The sequence below is a fragment of the Anabaena sp. UHCC 0253 genome (assembly GCF_009712085.1).
Classification (GTDB): Bacteria; Cyanobacteriota; Cyanobacteriia; order Cyanobacteriales; family Nostocaceae; genus Dolichospermum.
The window spans coordinates 398,710-415,882 of the sequence record NZ_VILD01000005.1; the positions used below are offsets into that span (position 1 = coordinate 398,710).

The window sequence follows — 17,173 nt, forward strand, 5'->3', positions numbered from 1 at the left end:
TCTTTGATTATTAATGCCCCCAGTGCCATCCTAAATGTTTTGGCTGGTGCGCCTATTTTTTCTGAAAATATTGCTGCGTATTCGCCATCAAATTCCGACCAAGGGATCATTTTTGCCATAATTACCCATCGGTTGTCTAATGCCAATTTCTCCTCGAAGGGTAGTTGAAACTTTTCCGGTGCTGTTTCCTGTTCTTGCGCTTTTCTATACATCTTAATGCGCCTTAATGCAAGGGATTTTACTCATTTTAACTCTTTTTCTTGCACCTTTTTCACTTTCTATCCCCATCAAGTCATCTATTTGTCCCGGTTTTATGTTTATTCAGCAAGCCCTAATTATCTCTTCTTGAAGGAGTATAAGATTGAAAGCCAGGAAAGGTTTTTGTTGTTCTTGAAAGAGAGATATTTTTACCCAAATTAACCAATTGTCAATTATCAAAGATTTTTATTGTTATTGAAAAAGAATATTTTTCCCCAAATTAATCAATTATCAATTAATGAACAGGGACTTTGCAAAGCCTGTTTGAGTAAAGAATGGTATTCAGAGTTACTAATATTATAAGCGCCAAATCTGGATAAATGGGGATTCATCATTTGGGCATCAAATAGCTTAAATTGCTTTTGGCGCAATTTTTCTACCAATTTCACCATTGCGACTTTAGAACCTTCAGAAATATTAAAAAACATAGATTCACCAATAAAAGCACCACCAATAACAATTCCTAAAATTCCCCCTGCTAGTTTGTCTCCTTGCCAAGTTTCAAAACTATAAGCGTAACCAGTTTGGTAAAGTAACCAATAAATCTTTTCCAACTCTGGGGAAATCCAAGTTATATCACGGTTAGCACACCCAGCCACCACACCCAAAAAATCACGATTAATTGCTACAGTGAATCTTTCTTGGTTGAGAACTCGCTGTAATGACTTGGGATAGCGAAATTTATCATCCAAGGGAATCAAAGTTCGTTCCTGACTTCCGTACCATTCCAGGTTATTACTCTCATCAGCCATGAGAAAATAACCTTGAGCATAACCTCGAATAATAGCCGCGACATCGTACTGCATAATTTAGCAAACAATCCAAAAAAGCCCTAGAAAAACACGATTTGCTACTATAAGTCTAAATCTGCGTTTTTTCTGAGATTACCTTAGTAAACAAAATCTATTTAAGATATACAAACATGACTCAAGCAATTCCACCCATTACCCTACCACCTTCCGAAAATCCCCAAGAAGAAGGAGAATGGTTACAACAAAACTTACTCCATTGGCTTGATGAAGAGTTTATTCCCGAAGCAATTAATCAAAACATTGCCCAGCGGGCATCACAGATTTTTATGAGGCAACGTATGGAAGGAGAAAATGATTTAGGTTGTCTGATCATTGCCATTGTGACAGAGATGCAGTCATTTGATTTTTCTAAAAGCTTTTTTGGAGAGTTTGCGATCGCCAACGCCGTTAGCGATCTACTCTTAGATAGTCTGGGAATTGATCGTTGTTGTGGGCAATAACACATTAGTTATTAGTCATTGGTCATTAGTCATTGGTCATTGGTTATTGGTTATTGGTTATTGGTCATTGGTTCACAGCAAATAGCTACTAACAACTGACCACTGACAACTGACCACTGACTACTGACCACTGACTACTAACTACCAGCTAGACTTAACAACACCTGGTAAAAGACCCTCATGGGCCCATTCCCGGAGAACGTTCCGAGATAGCCCAAAATCACGGTATACACCTCTAGGACGACCAGTTAACCAGCAACGGTTTTGCTTACGAGTAGGCGCACTGTTACGGGGTAATTGTTGAATTTTGCGGTGGATTTCTAGTTTAGCCAAGGGAGATTCTGCTGTTCTGAACTCTTCTAACAGTGTTTCCCGCTTTTCAGCATACTTGACCACCAACTTGGCGCGTTTCTTCTCGCGCTCAATCATACTCTTCTTCGCCATGAATTCCCTAATCTAATGAAAGACAGCATTCCCCATTGTACACCGATCCTCACAATTATAGGGAAATTTGTAAACACTAGACTAAAAATCCTAGAGCTTGACTGGCTGCTTCTTTTCGGGAATTTGGGAATTATTGCTATTGTTTACAGTTTGTGGTTCTAAAAAAGCTTCTTTACCTGTAATCAATCGAGAGCGACGATTACGAGTAATGTAATTCCATGCCCACTGAATTACTACTACTAATTTAGTGTCAAATTCAATTAAGAAGTAGATATGAATTACTAGCCAAAATACCCAAGCGAGGAAGCCTGTAAGTTTGATGAAGCCCAAATCTACAACAGCTAAATTTTGCCCAATCATCGCCAAACTACCCACATCAGTGTAGTGAAATTCTGGCAAAGTATGACGTTGAAGCCGGAGTTGAATGAGTTTACCTACATATTCTCCTTGTTGTTTGGCTACGGGTGCAACACCAGGTAAGGGTTTACCATTTTGATGGGAGAAGTTGGCTAAGTCTCCAATTACGAAAATGTTTTTATAACCCTTGATAGTCAAATCGGGTTCTACAATTACTCTGCCAGAGAAATCGCATTCTACATCTGTTCTTTCGGCTAGAACTTTCCCCAAGGCAGAACCTTGAACACCGGCTGCCCACAATATAGTTTTTGAGGCAATGCTTGTCAATTCATCGCCTTGTTTAAAAGTAACGATCTCATTTTCAATATTTGTCACCCTGGTTTGAGTATGAATAACCACACCCAATTTTGCTAAAGATTCTGCTGCTGCTTTTGATAATACTGGTGCAATGTGTGGGAGGATGCGATCGCCCCCTTGTAAGAGTAAAATTCTCGCTTCTGAGGTGTCAATGTTGCGGAAATCTTCTTTGAGGGTTTGGTATGCTAATTCAGCGATCGCACCTGCTAATTCTACACCGGTAGGACCACCCCCGACAATCACAAAAGTCAAGAAAGCCCGGCGTTTTTCAGGATCTGTTTCTTTTTCTGCGGCTTCAAATGCTGAAAATATCCGACGACGCATTTCTATGGCATCTTCTACAGTTTTCAAGCCGGGAGCAAATTCTTTCCAGTTATCTTTACCAAAATAGGAATGGTTCGCACCTGTGGCAATAACTAACGTATCATAAGGGATTATTTCATCACCTAGAATAACTTGTTGCGTTTTTGGATCAATAACATTTACTTCTCCCAGCAACACTTTTGTATTCTTACTTTTGCTGAATACAGATCGCAATGGTGCGGAAATATCAGCAGGTGATAGCGTACCTGTGGCAACTTGATATAAAAGCGGCTGAAATAGGTGAAAGTTGCGTTTATCAATAAGAGTAACATCTACGTTGGCGTTAGCAAGAGCCTTTGCTGCATACAATCCACCAAAGCCACCACCAACGATCACAACCTGATGTGGTGCTTTCTTCTCACGGGAAACTACCATACAAAATATTTCCTTTTGTTAAGAGCCGTGTAACTTTTCTTAACAAATATGTAGCAAAATTATGATATGTTTCGCCGTCTATTTAGAACTCTTGAAAAAATAATAAAAGTAGTTAAAGTTACTAAGGAGTTTTTATTTTCAAATTAATTACCCGGAATCAGAAATAATGTAGGTTGAGTGGAGAAAACCAAGATAATTGTATTTCTCCACCTTTAATTAAACCTACATAATAGGTTGTTTAATCACCCTCAGTATTTAAATTATAATGTTGACAAAGGGTGATGAGTTTGGCTTTAATGAGCGATCGCACATTTTCCGGTGAGACTATCACGCACTCATCCCCATAACGCAATACTTCCCGAATTAGCCAGAAAGTATTTGATACTTTTCTGACGACTTGACGCACCTCTCCAATAACTTCATTGCTGATGTCGTTAGGTTTTGCTTCATAGGCTTTAATCAAACCTTTGTAAAAGTGTAAGTACACTTCTAGGAAATCTAGCCCTTCATGTCGCCATTGTCCGTTTATTGGGACAACACCTTTAATTCTATCTAAACGCAAACAGCGGTTGTGTATGAGTTCTGGGAAGTCAGTCTTGCCAATATCTTCAGTTTCATCACACCAAATATTTAAGAAAAAACGTTTCTCTTCAAAAGCAATTTCGGCATAACGCACTGTAAAAGACAGGTCTCCCACTTGAGGATTGTCATAGAGTAAGTGAAATGGTTGTTGATTCTGGCGGAATTGGTCTGTAAGAATGCGCCATGCTTCCGTCGGTTGGCTCACTTGCTGGAGTAGCAATTGACGCATGGGAAGCTCAAGTTGGCCTCGTTCTAGCAACAAACTAGAGGTAGTTTGCGCTTGTTCAATAAAACCGGAATCCTTCAGCAGTCCTATGGCTTGCTGGAGTGCGGCTACTTGGGGTGAATTGAGGGTGAAAGGTTCACCGACTTCAAACTCCTGTTGGGCGATCGCTACCAGTAATCCAGACACGCTGGGGGACTTACCCCAGAAGATACGCAATTTGCGGGCGATTTCTTCTAGTTGTTCTTTTGTACCAGAGGGAATTGACAGTGTAATTGTCTCTTTTTTCCTTGACATCAAATAAATGTAATTACAGTCTTGACATATAGTGGAATTTACAGTTATTGTATCTGTATACCAGCTTAATAAAGTATTTCCAATGCCAAAAACAATATTACTCAGTATGCAGATACTAAAAAAGCCAGATATATACTCTGGCTTCCGACCCCTAATAGGGATTTATGAGGTTGTGTTAATGCCTTGATCACATCTTTACTACAGTTTCAATCCCTGATAGGGATTAGGGTCTAGTCTCAAGGCTTCTTTAGTATATATCCGAAAAGCCTCATGAAAAAATTTTTTCATTACCAGATTTTTACACTTCTTTACTACAGACAATATTTTGTTGCTATATTAAAGAGAACCGAAACAAAGCTGCTTCAGTTCACCTATGTTGAGTGGTATCTCATAGGTTAGCACTGATATGGCTATGTCGGCGCAAACTTATTGAGGTAATTTTTTGTGAAAGATAATCTCCCAGATCGTATGCTTCAAGTTATGTCAGATTCTTGCTGGCATTCTACAGAAGAACTGGTCGAAAAAATTAGCCACCGATTTTCTGCAACTATGCACGTCCTCAAGAAACGTGGTTATGAGTTTGATAAACGCCGTATTCAGGGTCAACAGCATGAATATAAACTGGTAATTAAGTCAACAGCGACAGCTTAAATAGAATTTATTACATATTGGGGGTAGTTGCTACTACTCCCATTTCCTAAAAATAGCACCGAGTGAGGTCAAAGTACATGACCTGTGATAATTTTTTGTCTACAATTTACATTGTTCTAAATAACAGACTTTTTCACCAAATAGGTAAACCATGAACGAACAAACATTATTAGACAGAATCACATTTAACCCCCAAATATTTAGCGGTAAACCAATAATCCGTGGTCGTCGTCTAGCTGTGGAACATATTTTAGGAATGTTAGCAGCAGGAGATACCATTGAAACTTTGCTAGAAGCTTATCCCTGGTTAGAAAGGGAAGATGTGCAAGCCTGTTTAATCTATGCACGGAGATTAGTTGGTCATGAACGAGTTGAACCTTTATTGATAGAGTCTCCAAGATGAAAATACTGCTAGATACTTGCATTAATGCCAGGGTGATTACCGATTTACAAATAGCTGAGTATGATGTGATTTGGTCTGGAGATTGGCCAAAAGATCCAGGTGATGAGGAAATTTTAGCAACCGCTTATCGTGAAGGTAGAATTTTAGTCACTCTTGATAAAGATTTTGGAGAGTTAGCAATTCTGCGGGGAAATCCTCATTGTGGTATCTTGCGCTTAGTTAATCTCTCAACCAAAGAACAATCAATAGTTTGTTTACGCGTAATTCAGCTCTACGGAAATGAATTATTGTCTGGTGCAATTGTCACTGCTGAATTAGATAGAGTCAGAATTAGACCACCTGAAAATAGATTTTGAAATCACATTACAATTTCCATCCTTTAATATGATTAAACGCGGTCGGCTTTTAAATCGTCCTCCTAAATCCTTGGAGGAAATTTATTTCAGTGAAATTCGTCCCCAGCTTTATGAGAATCATGCACATCATCATCAATATGGTGTGAGAAAGGGTACAACCCTTGCTGAACATTTAGACTCTGCTTGTCAGTTTATTTTGACAGTTAGCCATATAGCACAAGTACCAGAAGATAAACGACCTTTATTATTAGCTGCAACTGCTGTCCATGACCTCAATAAATTAGATCCTCAAGAACGAAAAGTCAAAATTTTAGCTAGAGATAGAGACTTTTTAACAGAACAACTAGAAAAGGCTTGTGTTCTTAGATTTGTAGTTACAGATGATGATTTAGAATTAGTCAGAAAGTTGATTGAACGCCATTCAGGCCACAGTGCCAGTGATGGGGCTAGATTTTTACCAGAAGACCCAAATATTGAACGTTGGGCGGCAATGTTAATTGCTGCTGATTTGTTTGATTTAGGTATTCCCGATGCCCAAAGATTTCGCAAAATAGAAACAGAATTAACCGTTGCTTTTGGGAAGAAGTGTCACCTTTTTAGAGTGCGTTTATCTGAAGACAAAGGTTATATTACAGCTTTATTGCTCGGTGCTTGTGAAGAAGTTTTACAAAAGTATGGATTACATCCTTTAGCAATTTTTCCAGATGGTGAACTTTTTGCAGGTGCAACTTTACCTAATGTAGATTTAACCAAAGAAATAACTGTTGTTTGGCAAGGTAAAATTGATCAAGTTTTTGGTAATAATATTGAAAGCCTCGTCAGAGCTACCAAAGATGGTATTAAGGTTACTCGTCAAGCCATCCAACAAAACATTGATGAAGTTTTGCTAAATGTTCAAGCTCTTTTAGAAAGAAAAAAAGCAAGTTATAAATCAGATAAGATTGCTAAAGATGTGACAAAATGGGGAGATAATGCAGGTGAAGATGCACTAAAAAAAGCGGCTGGGCTTGGATTATTACCTGTAAGTGATGCAGAAGAATTTGCTATATCTGAGGGATTAAAAGCCGCTTATTTGAGTTATAGAGAAGCAGGTTTAAATCCTAAAGAAGTTTGGGATAAAATCGCTCATCATACTGGAATTTCTGAACATCAACGTCTTGCACTTGAACCATTTAATGGTCAGTATGGACGACCTTTATTTGCAGCCAAAGCCGCTATTAAGGGAATTGAAGGTATCCAAGAAGCTCTGCAAAATTCTTTCCAATTAAGAAATCAAAGCACACAAACTTCTGAAGAAATAGAAGTATCTGAAGAAATGATTTCAGCAGTTAACAGAATGGTTAATTTACCTTTTGCTACTCAGTTAATAGGAGTTAATGATTTAAGTTCTTATGTAGAAGCTAATCCTCGACAAAGATGTTCTTTAGGTTCTACATCTGGTGATATAGATGAGTTAATTTCAGCTAATATGCCTCCTGGCACAAAAGTCCAGGCTTTTTCTAATCGCTTACCAGGTGGTATTAGTGCAGAACCTAAAAGACAAGCAGATGGAATTGCAGCTTTAGCTTATCAATTAATAACTGTTGGGGCAAATTTTCCAGCAATAAAAAAACAAGATCCTCTTTATTTACACTTTGCATTACCTAAAGGTTCTTCTCCCGAATTATTAAGAATCTGGCGCGAACTTTTACAACAATTATCAGCGACAAATGCTGAAGGAGGTACTATCACTGTTGATGAAGTCAAATTATATCGAGATAATCAGCTTGAATTTAAAGCTAATAAAGTAGTTGGTGCAGCCTTACCTAAACGTCCAGATTTTGTACATACAAATGTGATTATTCCTCTAGTTTGGGGTGATGCTAACGCTTCTTTAGCTTTATTAAAATCACTGAGATTAGGATTAGAAATATCTTTATCCTTGGATATTGGATTTCCTTTGACTTTAAGTAGCAATATGGAGGTAGATTTATTTGATGATGTTTATGGAAGAGTAGAAGGAATTCCATCTGCACTGCAACCATTACTCGGAAATGGACAATATCAACAGCGTCAAGATGCAGAAAAAATTCTTGAGAGACTACGTTGTATTGGAGAATTAGCAATATCTGTTGCAAGTATTCAGAAAGCGGATGATTGTTTGTATGATTTGGCTCGTACTTGTGATAGACCAATTGAACTTTACTATGTTTTGTTACGTTGGATTTTACGAGAACAAGATGAACCAAATTTGAGTGTTATTTGGAGTCGGATTTGTAACCCGTTAAATACTTTACTGGAGAGCCTTATGCCCAATGAAAACTCACTTTTAACCAAATATTTGAAAGAAGCTGCTCAAATTGCAGCAGAAGCAAACCTCAAGGGAAGTTCTTTCAAACGTACATCTTTAACAGAACCATTTACTGCTTTTACTTCAGCAGTTCGTTCACATAAACCTTACATGGATTTAGAGTTTATGTTTGCAGCTTTAGCTCAAAAATATCATAATCGCCTAGACCGTATCCGTGAATATCGAGTAGGTGCAACAAAACATGAACAAATTAAGGAGTATTACGAAGTTTTGAAAAAGCTTTATCAAGAAATTTACCAAGGTCGTCCTGAAAAACTTCTATCTGATCAAAGAAATCTTGAAGCTGCATATTTATTTTTTTGGCAAGAAGCATATCAGCAGCTACCAAAAAATAAATCTGAAGATGATTCTGAAGATTGATAAATACAAACAAAATTAATTTATTAGGAGATGATTATGTCACTTGAAAAACTTAACAAAGTTCTTGCTGCTGGATACGAAAATTTCCCTAAAGGTCGGTTTATTTCTTTAATAGTTTTGAGAACAACTCATTCTGAAACAATTTTCCGTACAGAAGGTTCTGGTGAACCAATGTCTAGTGAGTTTGTACAGGCTGGATTAACTGATCAAACTATTATTCCTCGGTTAGTGATGACTAAACGTAAACAAATAGCTCCAGAACGTAGATATGGACGCGAATTTTTACGATCACATAATCTTCTGTACACAAAAACAGTTAAAGATCAAGGAGAGGTTATCTGTTCATTGAATACAAATAAACCATGTGAAATGTGTATAGATTGTTTCCTTTATGGCTTTGCTGCTGGTGGTGGTGGCGCACAGAAAAGTCGCATTTGGACTGAAGATGCTTTTAGTGTTTTACCTGCTAACGATATTTTAGGTACTCGGACAATAAATGCCATATATGAAAATGGTACGATGCGTTTAAAAAGAGAAGAAGATACAAAGGCATCACAATCTCTTGTCCCAGATGGCGAATACATCAAACCAGGAGTTCATTTTTTAGATGTAGTAACTCTGAAAGATGTAACTGCTGATGAACTACGGTACATTATCGGAAATATTCTTTTTACCAGTCGTTACGGTGCTGTTTCCAGTCGTGTAGGAAGGATGGAAAATCAAATATTAGGTATTTTTGGCAGTATTACAGAATTGCCTAGTTCTTTAGAACTTGTACAATCTACCTATGATGCTTTAAGTGATGAACCTTTAGAACATCCTTTAAATATTAATCGAGTAATTACATCAGCTAAAAAAGTAATTACCAATTGGCAAAACAGAAGAGGGATTTCTGTGCAACTATCTGATGAAGAATTAACAAATTTAATCACTGATGTAGAAACCCACTGGTCAGAAGCTGAACGTGATACTTTTCTGAAACGTTTAAGTCAATCTTATGAACCTTTCCGTCAAGTTGCACCTGAAAAAAACAAAAACAAAGGCAAAGGTAAAGGTAAAAATACTCTAGTTGAAGTAGAGAGTTAAATTATGTCAACAATTCCTTTTCATCAGGCAAAACTTATTGAATTAAACTGTCTTGAACCAGTCTTTTTTGCCTCTAGGGAGTTGTCTGACACCTATTACACTGAGGGGGTAATTGGGAATTACGCTTTAACCTATGCTTTAGGTTGGGTAAATTCCCCCTACCGTCTTCAAGGTCAGGCTACAGGACGACCAACCTACAAAGAAGATTTTCAATCAATAGCTCAATCTTGCTATATTTTACCAGCTTCACCAGTAGGTAGAATCACATTTAGATTTGAACGTTTTAACGCTCTTTCTGATGCTTACTGGTATGCAATGACTAATAATCGTGTGGCAACTGCAAGAGAAGATTTACCATTACAACGTCAAGGAAAAAAACCAAGTTCATTTAGACCAAGTAATTTTCCACAAACTGGAAGATTACGAATGATTGAAAGAGGTAATAAATTTAAAACATTAGTATTTGGAAATCAGCCATTACCAGATTATATTCGCGTTGGTAAATTCATGAGTAAAGTTAAAGTGAATGTTCTTAATGAATTTCCTATAACATTGCTTCCAGAAGGTGAATATCAAAGTCAGAATTATCTAAATGTTGCTGATTTACCCACACAAATACAAGCATTTGCTTTTGATTTAATCTCTATACCTCCTGCACCGATATTAAAAAATCTTCACTTTCGAGGTGCAGCTTGGCAAATTGGAGAAATGATTGTACCAGCAGGTTTACATTATTGTGGTAGAGAAAACAGAAATGAGTAATCAAAAATTAGTTATCAGGTTAGAAAATCGGAGTATTTCAGCTTGTGCATCTCCAAGTGAATTATCTTTCATGAGTGAAAAATTACTACAACATCAAGTTGATGTGTTTGAAAAATCAAAAGATGCTGATATTATCCTTGATTTAGCACCAACTGGAACGGGTAAAACCAAAGCTGGATTAACAGTTTTATTACATCAGCCTACAAAAAGTGCTGTTTATATCGCTCCCACTAATGCTTTAATTGAACAGCAAACAGAAGCAGCACAAAAGTTTATCAATGATGCTAATTTACCTCATGTAGTTAAATCAGCTTCTGCTAAAGATATTAAAAGTTGGCCAAGTGATAAAGTAGGGGGTCGTCCTGGAGAAAAACTATATAATGTTTTACGAAATCCAGCGACTGTTTTTAATGATGTTGATGTTAATACGCCTATTCTGCTAGTAACAAACCCTGATATTTTTTACTATGCAACTTTCTTTGCATACAACAAGCTAGATAGAGGTAATATCGCTAGTGGTTTTTACACTAAATTCTCTACAGTCATATTTGATGAATTTCATCTTTATGATGCTAAACAGCTAGTAGGAATGTTATTTTATCTTGCTTATTCTCACGTTTTTAAATTTTTCCAAAATGGGCGGAAAGTGGTATTACTCACCGCAACACCAGAACCAGCTTGTGAATTAGCATTAGACAATTTAAAACAGGCTGGTGTAAGAATAGCTAGAATTGATGGAGAAGCAGATAATGGTCAGCTTTTACCGTCACAAACAGCAGTTAATTTAGAATTTAGACCTAAACCAGATAGCAAAGAAGAATGGTTAAGAGAATTAGCAGCAGAAGTTGTTCAACGTTTTCAAGATAAACCAAATGAAAATGGTGCTGTAATTCTTGACTCACTTGATAATATTAATCGTCTATCAGATTTACTACAACAGCAAGGACTGAGTGAACATATTGGACGCATTACTGGACCCGCACCTAAAAAAGATAGACATAGGGCTATGCAATGTCAAATAATTTTAGCCACCAGCACTGTAGATGTAGGATTTAATTTTGAAAGAACTCCTGAACCAACAAGACAAAATTTAGATTGGTTGATTTTTTCGGCACGCGATCGCTCTGCATTTTGGCAGAGAATAGGTAGAGTGGGGCGTGTTTTGGGTAAATCTGAAACTAATATAGATTCAGAAGCCATTGCTTACTTACCTGCTGACGCTTGGGAACACAATATAACATCTCTTGATACTTCTGGTGGACGTGCAGCACTAAAAGAGATGTTAGATAATCTTACCTGTTTAGATAAACCTTTTTTAGCTGCTTACTGGCGTTCAGAAGCATTTTTAGAAATTGCCCGTCCTTTACTGGAACTAGAAGAACTGCTAGAAAATTTAACAGGTGCTGAATTAATTTCTCAACTTTTTGAAACTTTAAGATCAGTTTTAGGTGGAAATAGAAATTGGAATGACTACCGTTACAGAATGAACGTTTTAAGAGGTGCTGAAACTATTGCTAAAAAAACTCCCAAAGAAATTAAAAAAGATTGGAAATACATCAAAGGTGGTCAGGCTTTTGTAAAAAGATTTATCAAAGTAACATCTCCTCAAGAATGGGATGATTTAGAAGCCGGACGGACAACAATAGAAGAATATGAAAAATTATTTAAAGAAGATGAAGAGGTTTTGGAGGACTTAAAAGAATTTGCGGAAATATTCAGTACCAGCTATGCACCTTTATTTAGTTTTCGTTCTAGTTTATTTGAAAGTTTACCCATTCGTGATCCTCACGGATTTTTGCTAGATGAATCTGAAGAAACACGCCTTGATCCTTTTCATTTACTACGCTATTACGAATTTGTGCAAAATGGTGATTATATTGAATTAACACATCGTGCTAGTGAAACCTATCAATTGAGTTTTAGACTGCGATATTATGATAAATGGCAAGAATTTTTAAATACAGAATTAAACAAACTAACAGCCTTCAAAAATTGCCAAATTACTCGCAGTGCTGGAGGTGCAATTCGACCAACACCCTTAATACAAGAATTAAATAGGCATCTTTTACCAGGAGTAATTATTTGCCCCGTCACAAATGCTGCTGCTATTTTTCAATTAAATAGACAAGGTATTATTTCTTATCCAATAAATATTGTTTGTAATGATGCTGATAAAGAATATAGATTCTTTGCTGGTTTATCAGGAATCTTAACAATGGCTATGAAATGTAAACAGCTACGGCTTCCAGATGATGAAGTTTTTATCGCTTAATAAACATTATTTTTGAATTAATCATGCCCCATAGTCTCATCCTCAACATCACCCCCCAATCCCCCATCTACACCAATTTCCTCTCCGGTAGACATTACCACGCCTTATTCCTTAATCTAGTCAGTTCTGTTGATAGAAAATTAGGCGACTACCTCCACGAATCAAACGCCGATAAACCCTTTACTCTCTCACCTTTACAAATCCAAAGTAGAAATAAAACTCAATTTTTCACCCTACAATATAATCATCAAAAACAGATTCCCTCAGGTACTCCCTGTTGGTGGCGGATATCTTTATTAGATGACAATTTATTTAGTCAACTCACACCTTTATGGTTAAATCTCAACCCGGAACAACCTTGGCATTTAGGTTCAGCTAATTTACATATTACCAGCATTCAAGGTACACCTCAATCTACCCAACCTTGGGCTAATGCTTGTAGTTATAACCAATTATATGAACAAGCAAATGAAAAAGATCGGACTTTTAATTTTATCTTTTCCACACCTGTAGCCTTTCGCCAAGGTGCATTTGATAATGTTTTACCAACGCGAGAATCTGTATTTAATAGTCTGCTGAATCGGTGGAATAAATATAGTGGAATTGAATTAACTAATATTCCCCTTGAATCTATTTATCCTAGTGCTTTTAATATCGGAACTGAGGTTATTAGCAACTATGAAAATAAATTTATTGGTTGTTTAGGTGAAATTAGTTATCGCATTCTTGGCAATGTGGACGCAATAGGAATTAAACAAATTAATGCTTTGGCTGATTTTGTTTTATATGCAGGTATTGGGAGAAAAACAACAATGGGAATGGGAATGGTGAGAAGAAGGTGACAGGTGACAGTGAAGAAGTAAGAAGTAACGAGAGAATAGAAGAGGAGTTATTTATGAAAATTGAATCACATCGAGATTTAATTGTTTGGCAGAAATCAATGGATATGGTAGTTCAAATTTATCAATTATCAACTTTATTTCCATCCATAGAAAATTATCGTCTTACGTCACAAATTACTCGTGCAGCAGCATCTGTTCCAGCCAATATTGCAGAAGGTCATGCACGAGGAACAACTAAAAACGATTTTGCACATTTTTTATCTATAGCTAAAGGTTCATTAATGGAAACAGAAACTTTTTTAATGCTGGCAGTCAGGTTAAATTATCTAACTCAAGAACAAGCAAATTCCACATTATTGCTGATTATAGAAATTAGCAAAATGCTCACATCTCTTCGTTATCGAATCTTAAATAATTCATAGGTAATTATCTTCCTATTCTCACTTGTCATCTATCAAATTTTTTAATTAACTATGGCTAAACAAAATCAAACTAACTCTCTTCCTACTGTCACCTGTCACCTGTCACCTATCACCTCTTCTGATGATTATGTGAATATTGCGTCTTTAAATCAATATTCCTATTGTCCTCACCGTTGTTGGCGGATTCATTGTGCTGGGGAGTTTGTTGATAATCAATATACTATTGAAGGCACAAGTTTACATGAAAGAGTTCACACCGTTGGGGAAGTAAATCGGGATGAAACTTGGCAGATACGGGCTATTTATTTGAAGTCTGATCAATATCAGTTAATTGGTAAATCAGATTTAATTGAATTTGAAAATGGCGAGTTTTATCCAATTGAATATAAACGTGGACGTAAAGGAGAATGGGATAATGATGAATTACAAGTTTGCGCTCAGGCTTTGTGTTTGGAGGAAATGACGGGAAAAAATATCAATTCTGGTTATATCTATTATGCTCAAACTCATCAACGCAAATTAGTGGAAATTACGCCGGAATTACGAGCAGTTACGATCGCAACTATTGAATCTGTACAAATGTTGCTGTTTACGGGTGCTATGCCGAAAGCAGTGAAAACAAAACGCTGTGATGGTTGTAGTCTTTATTCTCAATGTTTGCCTCAAGCTGTTGATAAAGTTAGTCGTTATCAAGAGGCAAATTGATCGGTTTTTAATTGATGCAAAAAACCAAAACATTTCTAAAACTCTTTTTACTGTCACCTGTCACCTGTCCACTGTCACCTATTTTGAGGATTTAATTATGAGTACGCTTTACGTTACACAAAATGATGCTTTTATTGGTAAGGTTGATGAACGGATTCATGTGAAGTTTGAAAAAAAAATACTTCAGGATATTCCGTTTATTCACCTTAAAGATGTGGTTGTTTTGGGACGTGCTACTATTTCACCTGCTGTTGTTTCTGAATTAATGACTCGTCATATTCCTCTTTCTTTTATTAATGAAATGGGTCATTATTTAGGAAGGTTAGAACCGGAAATGACTAAAAATATTTTCGTTCGTAAAGCTCAATGGCAAGCTGCTGGAGAGTCTTCCCAAGCTGTTCATGTTGTGCAAAGTTTTGTGAGGGGGAAGTTGAAAAATTATCGTCAAATTTTGATGCGTTGTCAACGAGAATCTGATGTTGATTTATCTAAATATATTACTCGCATTGAACAAACGATCGCACCCATTGATTCTACTCACAATATTAACTCTTTGCGTGGGTTGGAAGGTGCAGGAAGTGCGGCTTATTTTGGTTGTTTTAATCAGTTGATTCGTAACCCGGATTTTACTTTTACTAAGCGCGTGCGTCGTCCAGCTACTGATCCGGTAAACTCGTTATTGGGTTTTGGTTATTCTTTGTTGCGTCATGATATTCAAGGTGCGGTGAATATTGTGGGTTTTGATCCATATTTAGGATACTTGCATTGCGATCGCTATGGAAGACCTTCTTTACCTCTAGATTTAATGGAGGAGTTTCGTCCTCTGGTGGTAGATTCGGTGGTTTTATCAATTTTGAATAAGCAATTATTAACACCAGGCGATTTTGTCACTGAACCTTTAAGTGGTGCTGTTCATCTCACTCCTGAAGGACGTAAAACCTTTTTAATTCAGTATCAAAAGAAAAAGCTATCGGAGTTTAAACATCCGGTTATGGGTCGTAAATGTTCTTATAGGCAGGCTTTTGAATGGCAAGCTAGATTACTTGCTAAATACTTAATGGGGGAAACGGATAAGTATCCACCTTTGTTTTTAAAATAAGAAGGTGACAGGGAACAGTTGACAGGTGACAGTAAGAAGGTAAGAGTCAAAAGCAGGACTTACGCACAAGTCACGAAAGAACGAACCACGAAGGCACGAAGGACACGAAGAAAAGAGGGTTTCAGAGATATTTTGCATAAGTCCTAAAAAGTTTATTCTTCCCAATTACCTATCACCCATTACCAATTACCAATTTATGAATGTTGTTGTTTCTTACGATATTTCTGAGGATAAGCGCCGTACTAAAATCCATAGTATTCTCAAGTCTTATGGACAATGGGTGCAGTATAGTATTTTTGAATGTCAGTTAACTGATACTCAGTATGCTAAACTGCGATCGCGCCTCAATAAGTTAATTAAGCCGGAAACTGATAGCATCCGTTTTTATTTTCTCTGTGCTTGCTGTTTTGGGAAAGTAGAAAGAATTGGTGGTGAACAACCCCTTGATACGACGATTTTCTTTGCTTAATGCGCGAGGGGGTGGGTGTAAAAAATCCAGTTTCTCAAAAAATGCCTGAAGTTATACCTACATAAGGCTTTGATGGTTTTTTTGGCTTTACCCTGCCGCGCACCTTACACAGCAAAGGTTTCAGCTATTTTCCCTCTTGACACAATTTCTGAAATGGACTATGATAATAAGTGTCGCGCAACCGAACCTTGAAAATCAAATACAGTCAGGCTTCCAGCGCCTCGCTATTGCAATTTCTCTTACTCCCTATTAGGGATTGAAACCGGATTCTCTCTAGGTAAGCTCTTGGTGCAACTCATTGCAATTTCTCTTACTCCCTATTAGGGATTGAAACTCCTAATTTAACATTTACTCATACAGCAACGGGTGGAAATTGCAATTTCTCTTACTCCCTATTAGGGATTGAAACAGGCGATCGCAAGCTAAGGGGGAAAATAAAAATAACATTGCAATTTCTCTTACTCCCTATTAGGGATTGAAACATACCCCAACAGCAAGCGACAATCTCAGACTTAGACAAATTGCAATTTCTCTTACTCCCTATTAGGGATTGAAACTCTAGCTTGTCAAATATCATCCTGTAGCCTTAGATTGCAATTTCTCTTACTCCCTATTAGGGATTGAAACAAGTGATGCCATTTAAAAACACAGGAAAAATCTTAATTGCAATTTCTCTTACTCCCTATTAGGGATTGAAACATCTATTGCAATAGATTTTTTTGGTGAAATTCTACCAATTGTAATTTCTATGGAAATCTTGCCCGCTAATGGTCAAGGACAGGCAAGATTGCCCATCCCACAAAATTGAATAATTTATTTTTCTAACGTCGGTATTCCTCGTCTGCGGGGTCGCCATAAGGGTCTTCACTAGCTGGGCGGACATCACCG

General features: G+C 37.0%; 17 protein-coding genes, 1 pseudogene and 1 CRISPR repeat array. Of the genes and pseudogenes, 13 read left to right on the top strand and 5 right to left on the bottom strand.

What is annotated here, in order from left to right; all coding sequences use genetic code 11:
- Positions 1 to 212, bottom strand: a pseudogene (locus FJR38_RS16075) (IS5/IS1182 family transposase); the annotation flags it as partial.
- Between the two features lie 270 nt (positions 213 to 482).
- Positions 483 to 1,064, bottom strand: coding sequence for a leucyl/phenylalanyl-tRNA--protein transferase (gene aat / locus FJR38_RS16080; protein ID WP_168497568.1), 582 nt, complete (start codon positions 1,062 to 1,064; stop codon positions 483 to 485).
- A 116-nt stretch (positions 1,065 to 1,180) separates the two neighbouring features.
- Here aat and FJR38_RS16085 point away from each other — a divergent pair, with 116 nt between their 5' ends.
- On the top strand, positions 1,181 to 1,510 hold the full coding sequence (locus FJR38_RS16085; RefSeq protein WP_168497570.1) for a hypothetical protein: 330 nt from the start codon (positions 1,181 to 1,183) through the stop codon (positions 1,508 to 1,510).
- 141 nt (positions 1,511 to 1,651) lie between these two features.
- Here the strand turns inward: FJR38_RS16085 and rpsN are convergent, their stop codons facing one another.
- The 3 genes from rpsN to FJR38_RS16100 all read right to left on the bottom strand — a co-directional run bounded on the left by rpsN (position 1,652) and on the right by FJR38_RS16100 (position 4,508).
- Positions 1,652 to 1,954: a 30S ribosomal protein S14 gene (gene rpsN / locus FJR38_RS16090; RefSeq protein WP_168497572.1), complete on the bottom strand. Its 303-nt coding sequence runs from the start codon at positions 1,952 to 1,954 to the stop codon at positions 1,652 to 1,654.
- Between the two features lie 90 nt (positions 1,955 to 2,044).
- Positions 2,045 to 3,406, bottom strand: coding sequence for an NAD(P)/FAD-dependent oxidoreductase (locus FJR38_RS16095; RefSeq protein WP_168497574.1), 1,362 nt, complete (start codon positions 3,404 to 3,406; stop codon positions 2,045 to 2,047).
- Positions 3,407 to 3,644: 238 nt separating this feature from the next.
- On the bottom strand, positions 3,645 to 4,508 hold the full coding sequence (locus FJR38_RS16100) for a WYL domain-containing protein (protein ID WP_168497576.1): 864 nt from the start codon (positions 4,506 to 4,508) through the stop codon (positions 3,645 to 3,647).
- 444 nt (positions 4,509 to 4,952) lie between these two features.
- Here FJR38_RS16100 and FJR38_RS16105 point away from each other — a divergent pair, with 444 nt between their 5' ends.
- The 12 genes from FJR38_RS16105 to cas2 all read left to right on the top strand — a co-directional run bounded on the left by FJR38_RS16105 (position 4,953) and on the right by cas2 (position 16,285).
- Entirely contained in the window at positions 4,953 to 5,159 is a 207-nt protein-coding gene (locus tag FJR38_RS16105) for a hypothetical protein (protein WP_168497578.1), read from the top strand.
- 151 nt (positions 5,160 to 5,310) lie between these two features.
- Positions 5,311 to 5,562 (top strand): DUF433 domain-containing protein, encoded by a 252-nt coding sequence (locus tag FJR38_RS16110; protein ID WP_168497580.1) that lies wholly within the window; start codon positions 5,311 to 5,313, stop codon positions 5,560 to 5,562.
- Positions 5,559 to 5,918 (top strand): DUF5615 family PIN-like protein, encoded by a 360-nt coding sequence (locus FJR38_RS16115; protein ID WP_168497582.1) that lies wholly within the window; start codon positions 5,559 to 5,561, stop codon positions 5,916 to 5,918. The genes FJR38_RS16110 and FJR38_RS16115 overlap by 4 nt, the downstream gene beginning before the upstream one ends.
- 28 nt (positions 5,919 to 5,946) lie before the next feature.
- Entirely contained in the window at positions 5,947 to 8,628 is a 2,682-nt protein-coding gene (locus FJR38_RS16120) for a CRISPR-associated protein Csc3 (protein ID WP_168497584.1), read from the top strand.
- Positions 8,629 to 8,664: 36 nt separating this feature from the next.
- Entirely contained in the window at positions 8,665 to 9,714 is a 1,050-nt protein-coding gene (cas7d, locus tag FJR38_RS16125) for a type I-D CRISPR-associated protein Cas7/Csc2 (protein WP_168497586.1), read from the top strand.
- Positions 9,715 to 9,717: 3 nt separating this feature from the next.
- Entirely contained in the window at positions 9,718 to 10,476 is a 759-nt protein-coding gene (gene cas5d, locus FJR38_RS16130) for a type I-D CRISPR-associated protein Cas5/Csc1 (RefSeq protein ID WP_168497588.1), read from the top strand.
- Positions 10,469 to 12,748 (top strand): type I-D CRISPR-associated helicase Cas3', encoded by a 2,280-nt coding sequence (gene cas3, locus FJR38_RS16135; protein ID WP_168497590.1) that lies wholly within the window; start codon positions 10,469 to 10,471, stop codon positions 12,746 to 12,748. The genes cas5d and cas3 overlap by 8 nt, the downstream gene beginning before the upstream one ends.
- A 23-nt stretch (positions 12,749 to 12,771) precedes the next feature.
- The gene (gene cas6 / locus FJR38_RS16140; RefSeq protein WP_168497592.1) at positions 12,772 to 13,590 is read left to right on the top strand and encodes a CRISPR-associated endoribonuclease Cas6; all 819 of its coding nucleotides are present in this window, start codon (positions 12,772 to 12,774) and stop codon (positions 13,588 to 13,590) included.
- Positions 13,591 to 13,643: 53 nt separating this feature from the next.
- Positions 13,644 to 14,012: a four helix bundle protein gene (locus FJR38_RS16145; protein WP_168497594.1), complete on the top strand. Its 369-nt coding sequence runs from the start codon at positions 13,644 to 13,646 to the stop codon at positions 14,010 to 14,012.
- A gap of 51 nt (positions 14,013 to 14,063) precedes the next feature.
- Positions 14,064 to 14,717: a CRISPR-associated protein Cas4 gene (gene cas4, locus FJR38_RS16150; protein WP_168497596.1), complete on the top strand. Its 654-nt coding sequence runs from the start codon at positions 14,064 to 14,066 to the stop codon at positions 14,715 to 14,717.
- 97 nt (positions 14,718 to 14,814) lie between these two features.
- Positions 14,815 to 15,816 carry a type I-D CRISPR-associated endonuclease Cas1d gene (gene cas1d, locus FJR38_RS16155; RefSeq protein WP_168497598.1) on the top strand — a complete coding sequence of 334 codons (1,002 nt, stop codon included), beginning with the start codon at positions 14,815 to 14,817 and terminating at the stop codon, positions 15,814 to 15,816.
- A 196-nt stretch (positions 15,817 to 16,012) separates the two neighbouring features.
- A complete protein-coding gene (gene cas2, locus FJR38_RS16160; RefSeq protein ID WP_168497600.1) occupies positions 16,013 to 16,285 on the top strand; it encodes a CRISPR-associated endonuclease Cas2 in 273 nt (90 codons plus the stop codon).
- A gap of 226 nt (positions 16,286 to 16,511) precedes the next feature.
- A CRISPR array of direct repeats spans positions 16,512 to 16,984; the repeat unit is 37 nt; unit sequence ATTGCAATTTCTCTTACTCCCTATTAGGGATTGAAAC.
- The last annotated feature ends 189 nt before the right edge of the window (positions 16,985 to 17,173 follow it).